Genomic DNA, 16,362 nt, shown 5'->3' with positions numbered 1-16,362 from the left:
CGCAACGCTGCTTCAGGAGAGCGCGAACTTGCGAATGATTTCCTCTGGAAGTTCAAAACCAATCCCAGGTCGATCGGGCAGGGCAATCGCTCCGGACACGACGGGATAGGCGATCTCCTGCAACTCTTTTCTGAGTGGCGATTCGTAGACTTCCGCCGGGGCGAACTCGATGTAGGGAGTAATCGGCGAATATGCGGCGAGATGAAGCGATGCCGATCCCAGGATCTGAGTTGACCAGTTACCGGGGCAAACCGCTGCACCGCGAGAGTGAGCAAGCTCCACAATTCGCTTGGCTTCGGTGAGTCCCCCACAGGTCGTCATATAGGGCTGGACGACCGTCACGAATCCCCGATCCATCATCTCGAGAAACTCCCAGCGAGTCACTCCGTGTTCTCCCATCGCCAGCGGGATTGACGTCTTCTCCGCCAGTCTGGCGTAGGGTTCCGGAGAATCCACAGGGAAGGGGGTCTCGAAAAAGGTAATCTCGAATTCCTCGAGGTGCCGTGCCACGCGGACTGCAGTTGGTACATCGTTGAAGAGATATCCCACATCAACCATCAGCGCAACGTCGCCTCCCAGTGAACGACGGAACCGGCGCGCCAGTTCGATAACGTCCTGCGGCGTGGACATCATCGGTTCAATTTTGAAAGCGCGATATCCAAGAGCAGCCAGATGCTCGGCCCGCGAAATCTGCTGGGTGAACATCGCTTCGCCACCCCACACGTCCGAGACGAGCGTGCAATAGGGAACGATTTGCGGCTCTTGACCAACCGGTGTCTGGAACGGCCCGCGCTGCACACCCCCGAGAAGTTTCCAGACAGGATGACCGAGTTCCTGCCCGTAGAGATCCCAGATCGCGACATCCAGGGCGCCGAGGATGATGATTTCCCAACCGCGACGGTTGGTGTGCATCATCGCATCCCACATCCGCTGCCAGATCCGTTCCGGGTGTGTGATTTCCTGGCCAATCAGCAGTCTGCCAAAGTAAGAATCTTTGTCGCCGACCGTGGCCAGAACGACGCCGGGGGGGACACGAAAGACTTCAGAGAGACCGACGAGTCCACTTTCTGACTGGACCTTGAGGCAGGCAAGCGGTTCGACCCCTCCCTGGTCCGGATCAATGAGAGGTCCGTCGCCGATCACGAAAGTCTCTAACCGCTCGATTTTCATCTCGCACCTGTGGTGAGAATAACGGCAGTCGGGATCGGCCCGGATCGGAGTGATGTCGTGGTCCCGGCCCCTTGAATTCGACACGCTCCGTCGTGGAACATCATTCTATTTCCGGCTTCACGCCGCTGACAGTAGCCCCGAGCGACGGGCCAATCCTTGACGGATGGAGATCCACAGATACAATCGCATCGGATCTGTCAATTGTCCGCTTCGTTTCGGTCAATCAACCGGCGTGCCCACGTCTAGACCACAGCGGTTCGAATCGACGATGACCCGGTACAAGCTATTCATGATGGGATGTTTCAAAGGGAACACTTTATCGATGGCGTAGTTTGAGCGGGCATTCTTTATCGCAGGGATTTCCCGGATTGGCGTGACTCGTCCAGTCACAGTGACCCCGACGGAATCTTGCAAAAATTCTGGCGTTAACTTCCGAATAGCATCCCGTCTCAGGGATCTCGTAAGGTTGATTATGATTTCGCTCAGAATTTCTTTTGAACAAAGCACTCCAGGCCAGACCCAGGACAGGACGATCAGCGTCGATCTGACGCGATTTTGCTGTCGGCTGCTGCAGTCGGATTTTCTGTGCAGCCAGAAGGATTGATTCATGACGATGGTCCCAGGTCCCAGTGCTGACGAATTTAAAGAGACCGTTCGCTCTCGAACCGATATTGTGCACTTGATCGGCGAAACAGTGACTCTGCAGCCGAACGGCCGAGTCTTCAAAGGGCTCTGCCCCTTCCACGACGATCACAATCCCTCATTCACGGTCAATCCCGAAAGACAGACCTACAAATGCTGGTCATGTCAGGAAGGAGGCGATTGCTTCTCTTTCGTCATGAAGCACGACGCGTTGAATTTTCGCGAGACGCTGGAGATGCTGGCGGCACGTGCGGGGCTGGAGATCCCCAAGACACTTCGCCGCGGACCGGACGAAAAAAAGAATAAGCCTCATCTCTATGACGTTCTGGCGTGGGCCGAGCAGGAGTTCCATCAGTGCCTGCTCTCGACCGCAGTTGCAGAGCGCGCTCGAAATTACCTGCTCAGTCGTGGCTTTAACCACGCCATGACGTCCCGGTTCAAGCTGGGATATCACCCCGAGAGCTGGGACTGGCTGCTGCAACGGGCGAAAGGACAGTTTGATCCCGAACTGCTTGTCGAAGCGGATCTGGCTCGACCGCGTGACGGTCAGTCCGGTTTTTACGATAAGTTCGTTGATCGGATTATGTTTCCGATTCACGACGAACGGGGTCGGACTGTGGCGTTTGGGGGACGCATTCTGCCGGATTCCAAGTCGAAGTCGGATGCAAAATACCTGAATAGTTCCGAGACCCCTGTCTTCTCAAAAAGTCGTATCTGCTACGCGCTCGACGTCGCTCGCGATGCCATCAAGAAGACCGACATGGTACTGGTGATGGAGGGATACGCAGACTGCGTGAAGGCCCATCAAGGTGGGATTCTGAATGCGGTCGCGACGCTCGGCACCGCTTTGACAGAATCGCATGTCACATTGTTAAAACGGCTGGCACGTAAAGTCGTACTCGTCTTCGACGGAGACCGAGCCGGGATCGAAGCGGCCGAAAAGGCGATTCCCCGATTCCTCGCCCAGGACGTCGATCTACGGATTCTCACCGTCCCCGACGAACTGGATCCGGACGAATTTATCGATCAACGGGGTGGCGATGCCCTGCTGGCCCTGGCGGAAGACGCCCCCGAGGCCTTCGAGTATCAACTGAGGCTCCTGCTGGGGCGTTACGGCACGACAACCCTGGATGGGCGCCAGCGTGTTCTGGATGGAATGTTGAATTTACTTCTGGGATGCCCGGGAATTCACGGAACCGTCAGGGAAGACATGATTCTGGGGAAGCTGCCCCAGCGGGTCGGCTTGTCCGAGGTTGAAGTCCGTCGGCGACTGAAAGAGCTGCAAAACAAACAATCCGTTCAACCGTCGCGGGTTGCGGAACGGAAAGTCAACGTAACTGCACCAGCCGACGACGTCGAGCTGCGACAGTGGAAGCAAGCCATCGATTCACTTCAGCGATCTGCAAATGGAGACGATCTGCTGGAGTGCGAATTACTTCAGATGCTTTTTGCTCACCCTCACCTGACGGACCAAGTGCGACGCGAGATTGGCGCAAACGATTTGCGGCACGAATTACTTCAGGAAATCCTGTCACACTGGTTTGATATGCTCGAGGAAGGGGTTGAACCGACGTACGACCGATTGTTGTCGCGGACCGAATGCCCGCAGCGAAAACGGTTAATGGTCTGGATTGACGAGCAGGCACGCCATCGGGAATACACGCAATCGCTCGCGGATGCGCGCACGATGGGCACAGAAACTGCGGAAGACGGGGTTCGGCGCGTCATTGACAGGATTCGGTGGCGACGAAGCGTCCTCGCGAACCAGGCCTCCAAAAGCCTGCTGTTCGAACGTCCGGCAGAGACGGCAAAGCTGACGACAGAAACTCGACGCTTACTGGAACAAGCGGCCCGTTTCCACCGCGAACGTACTACAAAATAATTGTATTCAATCGGTGTGGCTTGAAAATCTGACAAGCCGCTGCCTGAGTACTCAAACAGAAACAGTCGAATTTACACGGATCTTAATATCCTTCCGAGGAGTCGCCGGTGTACAGACTTGACGCGAGTTTGAACCAGTTAATTGAGATGGGGCGGCAACAGGGATTCTTGACCTTTTCTCAGGTCAATGCATACCTGCCCGACGAAGCGGTTAATCCCGAAAAACTCGACAACCTGTTAATGTCGCTCGACGAACTCGGCATGCAGATCGTCGCTGACGAGAGGTTGCCGACCACTCCTGAAATCTTCATGAAACGCCGCGGAGGCAAGGCCAAGCCGGCCAAGTCAGAAAAAGCCGATGACAAATCACGCCGAATCGACGACCCCGTGCGCATGTACCTGACGCAGATGGGCGAAATCCCCCTGCTGACCCGCGAGCAGGAAATCTCGCTCGCCAAGAAGATTGAAATCACCCGCAAGCGATTCCGTCGGCATCTGCTGGAAAGCGATTATGCGCTGAAGCAATCGATCGACATCCTCAAGAAGGTTAACTGTGGCGAGCTCCCGTTCGACCGGACCATTAAGGTTTCTGTAACCGAGGGTTTGGAAAAGAATCAGATCCTCGGCCGCATGCCGCATAACCTTCGCTCGCTCGAAACGATGCGTGAGAAGAGTGTTGCGGACTTTGAAGAGATGATTAAGCCCGGCAAAACCGCCGCGGAAGTCAGAGCGATCCAGCAGCGTATTGAACAGCGACGCCGCAAGATGGTGACGCTGCTTGAAGAGCTCAGTCTCCGTACGCAACGGTTGCAGCCCACCATGCGGCGGCTTGAACAAATTTCCAACCGCATGGATCAATTGCAACGCCAGATCGACGGGATGAAAAACCTGAAGTCTGCCAAAGACGAGCGAGCTAATCTCCAGAAGGAGCTACTCGACTTGATGCAGATGACGCTGGAGACTCCTCAGTCCCTGCGCCAGCGACTCGATGACGTCCGTGAACGATTCAGCGCATACGAACAGTCGATGCGCGAATTATCCGGCGGAAACCTCCGACTCGTGGTCTCCATCGCCAAGAAATACCGCAATCGCGGACTGAGCTTCCTGGACCTGATTCAGGAAGGCAACACCGGCCTGATGCGCGCCGTCGACAAGTACGAGTATCGTCGCGGTTACAAGTTTTCGACCTACGCCACGTGGTGGATCCGACAGGCCATTACGCGAGCCATTGCGGATCAGGCCCGAACCATCCGTATCCCGGTCCATATGATCGAGACCATGTCCAAGCTGCGCAAGGTCAGCAAGCGACTGCTGCAGGAAAAAGGTCGCGAACCGACGATCGAGGAAACCGCCGAAGCCGCGGGAGTCAGCCTCGAAGAAACTCGTCGTGTCCTGAAAATCTCGCGGCATCCGATCAGCCTCGACCGTCCCGTGGGCGAGAGTGAAGACAGCTACTTTGGCGACTTTATCGAAGACGACAACACCGAAAGCCCCGTCAACTCTGCAACCCAGGAGATGCTGAAGGATAAGATCGACGTCGTCCTGAAAACGCTGACTTACCGTGAACGGGAAATCATCAAGTTGCGCTACGGTCTGGGTGACGGCTACACTTACACCCTCGAAGAAGTGGGGCGGATCTTCAAAGTGACTCGTGAACGCGTTCGCCAAATCGAAGCAAAAGCCGTCCGAAAACTCCAGCATCCGGTCCGCAGCAAGCAACTCAAAGGCTTCCTGGACACTTTGGCTGCTGCAGCCGCTTCGGCCAATTGAAGAAATTTTTAGAAAATGTCGTCGGGCTCCATTCTGATTTGCCCTGTCGCTGACGTTACTGTCCGACGTCGCTGACGGGAACGATCAAAACGAAAATCGCCGGGTTCGCAAGAATCCGGCGATCTCGTTTTGTAACTTCCCGATCTGATCAGTGTAAAACTGACAGACGGACGCTTACAGGCTGCCGCCGTAGCGAGCGTCGGAACCGAGAATTTCCTCGATTCTGAGCAACTGGTTGTACTTACAGATTCGGTCGGTGCGGCTGGCCGAACCGGTCTTGATCTGTCCCGTGTTCAGAGCAACGGCCAAGTCAGCGATCGTGGTGTCTTCGGTCTCGCCCGAACGGTGACTCATCACAGCCGTATAGCCGTGTCGGTAAGCCGTCTGAACCGCGTCGATCGTCTCGCTGAGCGTTCCGATCTGGTTGACCTTCACCAGGATGCTGTTCGCGATTCCCTTGGAAATCCCTTCCCGCAGGCGGCGGGTGTTGGTGACAAACAGGTCGTCGCCAACCAGTTGAACTTTGTCGCCGATGGCGTCGGTCAACTGCTTCCAACCGTCCCAGTCGTCTTCCGCACAGCCGTCTTCGATCGAGCAGATCGGGTACTTCTCGGACCAGGTCTTCCAGATCCCGACGAGTTCGTCGACCTTGATCTTCTTGCCGTCCATCTCGTACAGGCCGGTCTTGGAGTCGTAGAACTCGGTCGATGCGCAGTCGAGTGCCAGCTTGATCTGTTCGCCGGGCTTATAACCCGCTTTTTCGATCGCGGTCAGAATGACGTGGATCGCAGCTTCGTTGCTTTCGAGGTTAGGAGCAAATCCCCCTTCGTCGCCGACTGCGGTGCTCATCCCTTTGTCGTGGAGAACTTTCTTCAACTGATGGAAAGTCTCGACGCCAGCTCGCAGGCCTTCGCGGAACGTGTCGAATCCGACGGGGACGATCATGAACTCTTGCAGGTCGATGGCATTGTTCGCGTGCGCACCACCGTTGATGATGTTCATCAGCGGGACTGGCAGCGTGTTGGCACCAACACCACCGAGGTAACGGAACAGTGGCAAAAAGCTGACGCGAGCGGCAGCATGAGCGCAAGCCAGCGAGCAGGCCAGGATTGCGTTTGCACCCAGACGTGACTTGTTCGGGGTACCGTCAGCGTCGATCAGAGCCTTGTCAATGGCGGCCTGATCGGTGACGTTCAGGTCGATGATCGCATCGGCCAGGGTCTCGTTCGCATTTTCAACAGCCTGACGAACACCTTTTCCGAGGTATCGCGCTTTGTCGCTGGAATCGCGAAGTTCGGCCGCTTCGTGGGCACCGGTGCTCGCACCGCTGGGGACCGCAGCGCGTCCCAACGTACCATCTTCCAGTTCGACTTCGACCTCGACGGTCGGGTTGCCGCGGCTGTCCAGGATTTCCCTGGCGTGCACGGCGGAGATCGCTACACTCATTTTCAGACTTTCTTAAACAGGACGCAATTCGTTCTCGGCCGCCTTGGACATGTCCGAAGGGTTTTTCCAACACTTGCTGACTGTTGCGCGAAATACCGACGAATCGTGGGTGGTTGTACCAAATCGTCTCGGGCGCATCCATCAGACACGGCACATCCCATAACGAGGGATTTTCTGCGGACCTTTGCCGGTTAAAATGGAACTGCCGTTAGAAATCCACTGGCGAACGACTGAAATTCTACTTATACCTAAAAATCGTTCAGTTCCAGTGGGAACCTCGGGCAAAATTGCCGATGTACGCTCCACGGGATGATAGGCGCACGCGGAAGCACGCCAGAGGCAGATCCGATCCGATTGTAAGGTCAGCAGCGATTCGAATCGGTCGATTCGAATATGTATTGCTCGAATCCTTTGCCGGTGTGATCCGACTGCAGGAGAGAGGTGCCCGTCACCGATCGTCTTTTAATGAGCTGGGATCGAAACTTTAAATCTGTTGTCGGAATGATTGAGCCATGGAACAAAAGAAACTCCTGACTGCCGATGAAGTTTACCAGTTGTTCGGGGTGGACCTCGACGGACTCAATGAACTTGTCGATTCAGGAGCAGTCCAGGCTCTCGACGAAGATGGTTTCGTGCATTACCGCCGCGACGATTTTGCAAAACTCGTCAGTGACGGGGTGCTGACCCCGCGGACGTCGGCCGAGATGTTCCAGGTCGACTCTGACGGAGACATCCCGTTCCTGAAGTTGAAGGGGGACGACGAACCGATTGCCGGCGACGATGACGTCTCGTTCCTGGAACTCGACGAAGATGCTCTCAATGAGCAAGCCGCCATCGAGGCGATCGATTCTGGATCTCAGCCGGAATTTGACTTTGACGCCGCCTTCGAACTTGATCCCTCAGAGAGCTCTCGTCAAGCGCCGCCTGACAGCGACAGCGACGTCCGGATCGCAGAACCCGTATCATCTCTTGATGCCAGCGACAGTGATGTGAGACTCGTTTCCGTGCCTGATGCACCCGCCGACGCTCCCGCGGCTCGACAACGCTCCAATATGCCTGATAGCGACAGCGACGTCCGCCTGGCTTCGACCATCAAGTCACCGCCCGAGAGCGATAGCGACGTACAACTTGTCCGCGTTTCCCCCACTGATAGCGACATCGCTCAGGTTCCGGAATTAAAGCTGGCGAACACCGGTGACAGTGACAGCGACGTTCGCATGGTGACGTCATCCCGCCTGTCGAGCGAAAGTGACAGCGATGTCCAGTTGGTCGATCTCCCGCCCGCCATTGTGGACAGTCCCATCGCGGTTGAACACAATCCCCTCGCCACGGGAGAAAGTGACAGCGATGTTCAGCTCGTCACGACACCTTCCGCAGGGGATACTTCGCCCGCGGCCGAAAGTGATTTTCCCCGCACCAGCGCCAAAAGCGCGCTCGAAGTCAGTGACAGCGATATCGTCCTCGCAAACCCGAGCGGCTCGGCTCAGGAGGACGATGCCCAGGACCTGTCGTCCACCGACAGCGGTATCAGCCTGATCGGTGCCGACGACAGCGGGATCCGACTGGTTCAAGAGGATAGCGGGATTCAACTCGAAGGCGACGACAGTGGAATCCGCCTGGATAATGCAGATAGTGGCATCAGTCTGGTGGGGGAAGACAGCGGACTGGCCCTCGACAGCGGCAGCGACAGTGGAATCAGCCTGGGCGATACCGAAAGCGGGATCAGCATCCTGGGTAGTGACAGCGGAATCTCTCTTCAGGATGAGGAATTTGATCCCAGCGCCACGCTCGCGGAAGGGAGCAGCCAGGACTTCACCTTCGAACTGGACAGCAACGATGAGCTGGACGACAACATCCACACGATGGAGTTGTCCGCTCACCGCCCGGACGATTCAGGCTTCGACGTTAGTCTGGCCGAGAGCGAAGGGACAGCCGAGCTGAGTCTGGAAGACAGCGACGGAGAGGCACCCGCTTACGCACCCACCGTCGTGGGAGGGGGTGCACCGTCGAAAAAGACCCCTCGCAACCAGTCGCTCAGCGAAGCATTCAAACTGGACGAGCCCCCGGAAGTCGAAGACCTCGAAATCTCAGACGATCTGAATGCAGCCGTCAGCAGCGACCTGAGTGAAGAATTTGCCGAGGCCGACGAAGATGCATACGAGGCCTCGGATGATGACTTTGCTGTCAGCGAATACGCTGATGATGAGATCGACGAGCTGAGCGAAGATGACGTCGCGGTGCCCGTCTCAAAAGCTCGCAAAGGTCCACGTGAACCAGAGTGGGGTGCTGTCGCCGTCGCCCCGATTGTGATCGCATCTCTCATGATGGCTGCAACCCTTACCATTTTGTGGGGCGGTATTGTGACCACATGGACGGGCGGGGAAGCCCCCGGTCCTGCAGGAGCGCTGATCTCAACGCTGGCGGGACTGATCAAGTAAAACGTTACCGCACGAAGCACGAATACGGCGACACAGTAAACGACGACCGACGATGACAGTCTGTCGCCGAGCGGCCGATGCCTTCGCTGATCGTGGGTCGATCAGCGAAGGCTCTTTTGTTTCATAGTAACGGGTCGCCGCGCCACTTGAAGATTTAACAATCCCCGGCAGCATCTCAGTCTTGTCACTTTGGAATTCCGTTGCTCGATTACCCTCTCCGACGACGATTGAGTTCTCGCCGCTCGCGGAAGAAAGAGGGGTCCAGCCTCGAGTCGGAAGTCATCTGCCACTCCTCAGGATTCACTCGTCCGCGGAGAAGAATCAGTACAGCCACGAATGACAGAAGACCGAAGACAGCAGGCGTTTCATTCTTCACGAACGCCAGGTTGACGATCCCGATGCAGCTGACGACGACCAACGGCACGAATGCTCGATCGTAGGACCAAACGACAGGTCGAAATAACTGCAGTCGGGTCAGAAAACTCAAACGGGGTCGCCAGACCCGCAGATCATAGATCTCGATCGTTTGCATGAGTCCGGCAACTGCGATGAAAAGTAGCACCATTCCACCTGCGAACTGAGAAGGAGGGATACTCTCTTCATAAGTACTGCTTACAAGTTCGAATGGAACCAGCAAAGTCGTAAAGCAGTAGGTCGACCAGCCCACGACGATCGCGAACCAACTCGCCCCTTTCCAGGTAAATTCGTTGTCATGTGGAAGTTGACCAAGCTTGCTGATGTAGATGCAGGAACGCGCTCGATCTTTCGGGGAAGAGGTTTCCGATTGAAAACGGTCGGTCAATGACCCGCCCATGCGACGAGAGAATGACGTGAGGTCAGTCCTCAACATCAATTCGGCTTTTCTCGTAAGAGAGACGTGCATCAGAGCCTCACCCACGAGGACACCTGCGATCACCAGAAGAGCTCCTGCCCACACGTTAGCGAAACACAGAAGTGCCGTCCCATGCAACAGCCAGTAGACACCAAACAATCCGGGGCGTTCTGCACTGAGTTCCCTGCAATGGAATAAGGTACGACCAACCGACCAGCACATTGGCACCAGCACAAACGCGAGCGGAGCAATTAATCCACACATCACCGTGACGACAGTGACTCCGATCGCTTCTGAAACAGGGGTTAGCCCTCGCTGTGGCAACTTTTCAACCTCGCCCTCCCAGCCGTGAATCGACATCCATGCGGCAGCTCCATCATCTGCGAGAACGCTCCTGCTGCGGAGTTGCAACCAGGCGAACATCAGGATAGCAGCTGAATTCCCCACAAGGATTGCGACGGAAATGACTCCTCCAACTGAGGACAGGATTTCCCAGTAGCTCAGTGAATCACCATATCGTCGGGCATCTCGCACCAGCATGCCCCACAGGAGTATCAACGGGAAGAAATTAAAGATAATCAAGGACACCAGCAAACGCTTCATGGTACGCCCAGCGTCCGGTAGCCGCTCAATAGGAAACGCTTTCATCGGGATACCTCCGACGGGCAGTTCGCCCCGGAAACAGACGATTGCTCCAGGTATCGTTGGACGCGTCGGACCGCGTCTGGAAACAGTAAGTCGTTGAGTGCATCCGCTGACAAAGCCGTCTGATTGAGGAGATCTCCAAGAGACTGCCGGTCCAGGTTGTGGGCAAGTCGACCATCGCTGAGAACGAGCAAGCGATCGGCCAGTTCAGCAACGACTTCAGCTACGGGGGTCGTCAGGACAATCGTCTTCCCCTGTTCACGCGATTGATGCTTTAAAACTTTCCGCAGTGCGCTCGTGCCAGCGGGGTCCAAACCTCCTGAAAACGGCTCATCAAGCAGCAATAACTCTCGTCTCGACAGAAGTGCTGCACATAATCCGACTTTCTTCTTCTGCCCCGTCGAAAGACTCCCTATCGATTGCAATTCAGAACGGTCCAGTGAAAACAGCTCCAGAAGCGCATCGATCTGATCAATTGCTTCTCCGATCGGGATCTCGAAAAGTTCGGCTGCCGCATCGAGGTATTCTCGGACCTGAAGTTCGCCGGGCAGCCATCCATCGTCTGGCAGATAAAGAGCCTTCCGACGTGCCGCCCGCTCGGCCTCGACGGACTTACGTCGAGGATACCCAAACACGCTGACGTTGCCGCGCGCCGCCGATAAAGCACCAGCGATCGTCGCAAGTAAGGTTGATTTCCCGACCCCGTTGATGCCTACGATGATCGCAATTTCGCCAGGCTCAATACGGAAATTCAGATCACGCAAGACGAATCGGGCGGAATGGGCACACCAGAGTCCCTCCACATTCACTACCGGGGCCGTAGACATGACCATCCCCTTGCGAACACGATTCCAAGATGTTGCCCTATTCTCACAGAAAGCATGGGCAACACCGTAACGCACGGACTCGCTCCGCGGATCATGCATACAGACATTTGGGATCGATTTTTGCGATCCCGTCACAAGCGACTGATGTCCAGCCTCGACTTGTTCGCACAAGGCCTCGACCGATGGACTCAACCGTCGGCCGACCTCTGCATACGCGAATTTCGTCCCACTTTAGACAGCAAGAAAGGTCAGCCAACAGGAAGGGTTTTAGAAGAAGCTCAGATCAAATCAGCCAGCATCTCATGCAAAGCGATTGAGGGAGCCATGCGGTGAGGGGTCGAGAAACTGCGTCGCGTGGCTGGTGGTGAGCGCTGGCTCACACATGCACTCGCCATACGCAGCGCCATTCTGAATGGAGTGAAAAATGACCTTCAGAAGGACGCGGGACAGGTTACACGCGCGCCGCAGACGCTTTTGCAGTTATGCTGCCGAGATTTAGTTCACGATCCCGCGCAGCGAAGCCGGGACGGACGTCGCTTCAAGCGCGTCACGATGAATTCACGTTAACCGGTGAAATACAGTTCAAGTCATCCAAACATTGACTTGACCAGCGCCAGTTCCAGCAGGTAACCGAACAGGTACCAGGTTGCGAGTAGTGAAATGGGTACCACCAAACTCGTCGAATTGCGACTTGTCATTTTAGCCCCCCTGCAAATTGACCTGTACAAATGAGAGCGGATGGGGAGCTCCGCTCCAGCCGATTTCGGTGTTAGCGACCGCCTCTATATGTCTACAGCGCAAGGGCCGACCGCTTTAGGACGGTACAATTCTGGTTGCAGGGAAAATTTTCACCCCTTTCTCGACTCGGGACCGCAGATGTGACATCCCTGCCGACAGCGTCGCAGCCACGCGTAAGTTACTGACGAGAGGCAGACGGCAGACTCACCGGGGAGCCATAACCTGCCGCCATCAACGAAAAATCCCCTTGGCGAGACAGGTAACTCGCCAAGGGGATTTTTCAAGTTCGCAGAACAGTCACGCAGGCGGCATTAAGTTGTGGTCAGCCGCCGCGGTTGCGAAAGCGGTGGGGTATCATCATGAGACGTCGCTCACCGCTACTGCAGCCCATTTTGACGCAATTACTTCTTCTCTTCCGGCTTGGGTTCTTCAGCCTTCTTTTCTTCTGCTGGTTTCGCGAGGTCAACTCCTCGAATAATCTGAATTTCTGGCAACGCAGCCTTCAGTTCTGCAACACCCGCGTCGGTCACCTGGGTCTGCCAGAGATACAGCTTTTTGAGCTTTTTCAATCCATGGAGGTGCTTCAGTCCGGCATCGGTGACAGCGGTTCCGTAGAGATTGAGATACTCGAGGTTCTCGAGCCCCTTGAGGTTCTCGAGTCCCTCGTCGGTCACCTTGGTTTTCTCCAGGTGCAGTCGGACGAGTCCCTTGAGGTCTTTCAGGTGTGCCAGTCCGGCGCTGGTAATTTCCCGTCCGCGAAGGTTCAGTTGTGCAACCCGAGGGAGGTTCTTAAGTGGTGCAAGGCTCTCGTCGGTGATTTTGCCGTCGGCCAGATGGAATGCGACGTCCAGCCGCGAATCATTCTGTGCCAGTTCCATCACCTGACCACCTGATTTGCGAACTTCAGCGATCGCGGTCTTTTCCGCCTCGCTCGGGGCGGCATTCTCCTGGGCCATCGCCATCCCGGCAGAAAAAGTTCCCAACAGGGCAATCAGACTCATTACTCGCAACATTGTCGTCACTCCTCAGTAGTAGAAAGCGAATTCCCAGTCAGGAACGGTCAATCATCAACTCGCTGCGGTATACAGGGGCTGAATGACTTCTCCGTTCATGAGATGGTTTGGTCGGCCGAGCGGATCCATGATTAACTCTTCCGGGCTGACCCCTAATGCATCGAATAGTGTCGTGCAGACGTCCGCGGGAGACCAGGGACGCGTCGTCGGATAAGCGGCAATCTCATCGGTTTGGCCAATCACTTGTCCACCCCGGATTCCCGCTCCCGCAAACAAAGCGGAATAGGCATGTGCCCAATGGTCACGGCCGGGGACCGACTCACCCGGAAGCATCGAAATTCTAGGCGTACGGCCAAACTCGCCCATGACCATCACCATTGTCTGATCGAGCAACCCGGAAGACGACAAATCGTCCATCAGCGCAGCAAGTCCCCGGTCGAGTTGCGGCAGCAGCGTATTCTTGAGGCGCCCCCAGTTATCCACGTGTGTGTCCCAGGTCTGCACGATTCCCATCGCAGCCTGAACGATCGGCACCCCCGCCTCGATCAATCGACGCGAAAGCAGGAGGGACTGACCAAACTTGTTTCGACCGTAACGTTCACGGACTTCCGGATCTTCACGATGAATATCGAATGCCTTGGCAACCCGGTCTGAAGTCAGCAGCGACAGCGCCAGTTCCTGCTGCTCGCCGAATGAATTCATCCGTCCGCCTGAGTCGCGCGAGACAGGGCTGCGATTCATTTCCTCCAGCAACTGCTGTCGAGCTATCAAACGGGGTGACGTAACACCCGGTTGCAGTCGAAGCGAATCGATACCAAAGTTGGGGTCGTTTGGGTCCTGGTTGATCTGCCACGGGTCGTGTTTCGGACCGAGAAATCCCGCATACTGTCCGGGCCAGGTCAGTGGACCTTCGATAAAGTAATTCGGCAGTGAGACCCCATTCGGAATGCCATCATTCCGTGGCCGCATCCAATCCAGGGCCGACGCAAAGTTCGGAAAATCAAACCGCGATTCCACTCGGTCCAGGTCGCTTCCGCCGCGAGGAATGGGGGTCGGTCGACCGGTGAGAGCCACATGAGTCGCCAGCAGATGATTGTGTTCGACATGCGACAGCGAACGAATCATCGACCACCGACCGAGTTGTTCGGCCAACTTAGGCAGATGTTCGCAAACGGCAACCCCGGGAATGGCCGTATCAATCGACGAAAACTCTCCGCGGATTTCCGCCGGGGCATTCGGTTTGGGGTCAAACATATCAAGCTGACTGGGGCCGCCACTGAGCAACACCAATAGCACGGATTTGGCTCGACCAGTACGGTATGACGGATTCGCTGAAGCTCTACGGGACGCACAAGGGAGTACGCTTCCTGCGACGCCTGCTGCACCGATACGAAGGACTTGACGGCGGCTGAGTTCAAAACGGGGTTGAATCATCAGAAAACCTCGCGGGAGTCGGTGGGAAATACAGTGGATTTTTACCGGCAGGGTTCAGCAACGTCGTCAATATTTCATTCATACTCGTAATGAATGCCGGGAACAAGTGCGATTGCCATGCGTACACGACGTCGTCCTCGTTTTGTAACTCCTGACAGGGAGCCAGATGGCGACGCTAGACGGTCGATTGCTCTGCACCGGGCGTCCGGCCCCATGACGACAATATTCGAACTGAAAAACTTCGAGATCAGACCAACCTGCCCGTTCTGGCCCCGATTTCTCTAGCGGGTTGCCATCGGAGTTCCGTCAGTGACGGTTCTGTTATCGGTTTTCCCCCCGTACGGAAATCAGTCCCCTGAGGGAATGTGCAGGCCAGGGGGATCGACAGCAAGTCCCAGAATCCTCAGAGACCTGGATCGACTGGGACGAGCAACGCAGATTGCTGCAGCGGACCGAGCGACTTTCCGCGAAAGTCATGGATCGCGTTTTCCGAGTGTCAGACAGCGCGTGAAAGAGGTCGCGAGAGACAATGAACCTGCCGTGCCATGGGGTGAGAGATCGCGCGGCGCAAAGGGCGTTCGTTTGAAACGAAGGACCAGGGTCAATACAGGTTATCGATTCAGCCGCTGCGGCAGTTCAGAATCGATGATCCTTCGAGATCCCCGGAGAGCGCACAGTTCCTAAAGGGTGCGGCGGCATACGCATTCAATCTGAAGACGAAGCGCAAGATGCCACTGCAGCGTTGAAAGACGATGCAGTGGCAATCAAAAAAAATCGGAACGTGAACGACCACGTCGATCCCGAGGTCCGCGCTCATTCAGCGCAAGTGTCAATCAGACAGCTTGCGTCTGTCGTCGCCGTCGGGCAAATCCAAACCCCGCGGCGGCCAGTCCCGTCGCACCGAGTGCAAAAGTTGACGGTTCGGGAACTGACGTGTACTCGTAGGTGATCGTAATCTCACCGCTGGCGATCGCGTTTCCCCCGAAGTAGACGCCATTGGCAGCAGTTCCATTGAACGTACCTTCGCTCCCAACAAACTTGAAATCGGCGTAAGCCACCCCAGTGCCGATAAAATCAGACCAGTTGGATGAGGCAACAGTATACTGCCCCGTGGTGTGAGTCGGGGTGCCTGGGAAGTTGTACGGGCCAATTCCTGACGCAACGGTTCCGGAACCGAAGAAAGCGGTCGCAGTTCCCGAAACCGATGACCCATCGGGAGCGATCACGCTGAACGGAACCGCTGCCTGAGCGTTGGTGAATCCCTGACTCTTGCCGGTGAAATTCGCGACCGAGACGACGACATTGACGTCGGCACTGAATGACACCGTCACCCCCGTCAACGTTCCCAGTGACGAATCAAACTTTTGCAGCGACACCATCTCTTCAAACGACGTCGGCTGCGGAGACACGGTGGCCGAATAGCTGACGATGCCAGCATCGGCCTGACCGTTCTGCAACACCGCAACCACGGCCATCAATGCAACGAGAAGAGTTTTTTTCAACATCATAGAGCTCTACCTTACCAG

General features: G+C 56.0%; 10 protein-coding genes. 3 read left to right on the top strand and 7 right to left on the bottom strand.

Translation table 11 applies throughout. The annotated features are described in order from the left end of the window. Positions 1-12 precede the first annotated feature (12 nt). On the bottom strand, positions 13-1,170 hold the full coding sequence (locus tag ACGY09_RS00410) for a mandelate racemase/muconate lactonizing enzyme family protein (RefSeq protein WP_397570056.1): 1,158 nt from the start codon (positions 1,168-1,170) through the stop codon (positions 13-15). Positions 1,171-1,777: 607 nt separating this feature from the next. Here ACGY09_RS00410 and dnaG point away from each other — a divergent pair. Continuing rightward, positions 1,778-3,694 carry a DNA primase gene (gene dnaG, locus ACGY09_RS00405; RefSeq protein ID WP_397570055.1) on the top strand — a complete coding sequence of 639 codons (1,917 nt, stop codon included), beginning with the start codon at positions 1,778-1,780 and terminating at the stop codon, positions 3,692-3,694. Between the two features lie 107 nt (positions 3,695-3,801). After that, a complete protein-coding gene (rpoD, locus tag ACGY09_RS00400; RefSeq protein ID WP_397570054.1) occupies positions 3,802-5,463 on the top strand; it encodes an RNA polymerase sigma factor RpoD in 1,662 nt (553 codons plus the stop codon). A gap of 174 nt (positions 5,464-5,637) precedes the next feature. Here the strand turns inward: rpoD and eno are convergent, their stop codons facing one another. Then, positions 5,638-6,909 (bottom strand): phosphopyruvate hydratase, encoded by a 1,272-nt coding sequence (gene eno / locus ACGY09_RS00395; protein WP_373652064.1) that lies wholly within the window; start codon positions 6,907-6,909, stop codon positions 5,638-5,640. Positions 6,910-7,421: 512 nt separating this feature from the next. On the opposite strand from eno, the gene ACGY09_RS00390 reads away from it, so the two are divergent. Beyond that, on the top strand, positions 7,422-9,347 hold the full coding sequence (locus ACGY09_RS00390) for a hypothetical protein (RefSeq protein WP_397570053.1): 1,926 nt from the start codon (positions 7,422-7,424) through the stop codon (positions 9,345-9,347). 208 nt (positions 9,348-9,555) lie between these two features. Here ACGY09_RS00390 and ACGY09_RS00385 read toward each other — a convergent pair whose 3' ends face one another. The 5 genes from ACGY09_RS00385 to ACGY09_RS00365 all read right to left on the bottom strand — a co-directional run bounded on the left by ACGY09_RS00385 (position 9,556) and on the right by ACGY09_RS00365 (position 16,344). Continuing rightward, positions 9,556-10,827, bottom strand: coding sequence for a hypothetical protein (locus ACGY09_RS00385; RefSeq protein ID WP_397570052.1), 1,272 nt, complete (start codon positions 10,825-10,827; stop codon positions 9,556-9,558). Further along, a complete protein-coding gene (locus ACGY09_RS00380) occupies positions 10,824-11,651 on the bottom strand; it encodes an ATP-binding cassette domain-containing protein (protein ID WP_397570051.1) in 828 nt (275 codons plus the stop codon). Before ACGY09_RS00380 ends, ACGY09_RS00385 begins: the two co-directional genes overlap by 4 nt. A 1,139-nt stretch (positions 11,652-12,790) precedes the next feature. After that, on the bottom strand, positions 12,791-13,402 hold the full coding sequence (locus tag ACGY09_RS00375) for a hypothetical protein (protein ID WP_397570050.1): 612 nt from the start codon (positions 13,400-13,402) through the stop codon (positions 12,791-12,793). A 54-nt stretch (positions 13,403-13,456) separates the two neighbouring features. Next, complete coding sequence (locus ACGY09_RS00370) at positions 13,457-14,836, bottom strand: DUF1501 domain-containing protein (protein WP_397570049.1); 1,380 nt, start codon at positions 14,834-14,836, stop codon at positions 13,457-13,459. Between the two features lie 833 nt (positions 14,837-15,669). Further along, positions 15,670-16,344 carry a choice-of-anchor E domain-containing protein gene (locus ACGY09_RS00365; RefSeq protein WP_397570048.1) on the bottom strand — a complete coding sequence of 225 codons (675 nt, stop codon included), beginning with the start codon at positions 16,342-16,344 and terminating at the stop codon, positions 15,670-15,672. Positions 16,345-16,362 lie beyond the last annotated feature (18 nt).

Source organism: Schlesneria sphaerica (genome assembly GCF_044336245.1).
Taxonomy (GTDB): Bacteria; Planctomycetota; Planctomycetia; order Planctomycetales; family Planctomycetaceae; genus Schlesneria; species Schlesneria sphaerica.
Note: the sequence above shows the minus strand (reverse complement) of the source record. Positions and strands in the feature narration are given on the sequence as shown.

Bases quoted from the DNA above. Each gene is read 5' to 3' on its own strand.
- ACGY09_RS00410 (WP_397570056.1), bottom strand. From the start codon at position 1,170: ATGAAAATCGAGCGGTTAGAGACTTTCGTGATCGGCGACGGACCTCTC.
- dnaG (WP_397570055.1), top strand. From the start codon at position 1,778: ATGACGATGGTCCCAGGTCCCAGTGCTGACGAATTTAAAGAGACCGTT.
- eno (WP_373652064.1), bottom strand. From the start codon at position 6,909: ATGAGTGTAGCGATCTCCGCCGTGCACGCCAGGGAAATCCTGGACAGC.
- ACGY09_RS00390 (WP_397570053.1), top strand. From the start codon at position 7,422: ATGGAACAAAAGAAACTCCTGACTGCCGATGAAGTTTACCAGTTGTTC.
- ACGY09_RS00385 (WP_397570052.1), bottom strand. From the start codon at position 10,827: ATGAAAGCGTTTCCTATTGAGCGGCTACCGGACGCTGGGCGTACCATG.
- ACGY09_RS00380 (WP_397570051.1), bottom strand. From the start codon at position 11,651: ATGTCTACGGCCCCGGTAGTGAATGTGGAGGGACTCTGGTGTGCCCAT.
- ACGY09_RS00375 (WP_397570050.1), bottom strand. From the start codon at position 13,402: ATGTTGCGAGTAATGAGTCTGATTGCCCTGTTGGGAACTTTTTCTGCC.
- ACGY09_RS00370 (WP_397570049.1), bottom strand. From the start codon at position 14,836: ATGATTCAACCCCGTTTTGAACTCAGCCGCCGTCAAGTCCTTCGTATC.
- ACGY09_RS00365 (WP_397570048.1), bottom strand. From the start codon at position 16,344: ATGATGTTGAAAAAAACTCTTCTCGTTGCATTGATGGCCGTGGTTGCG.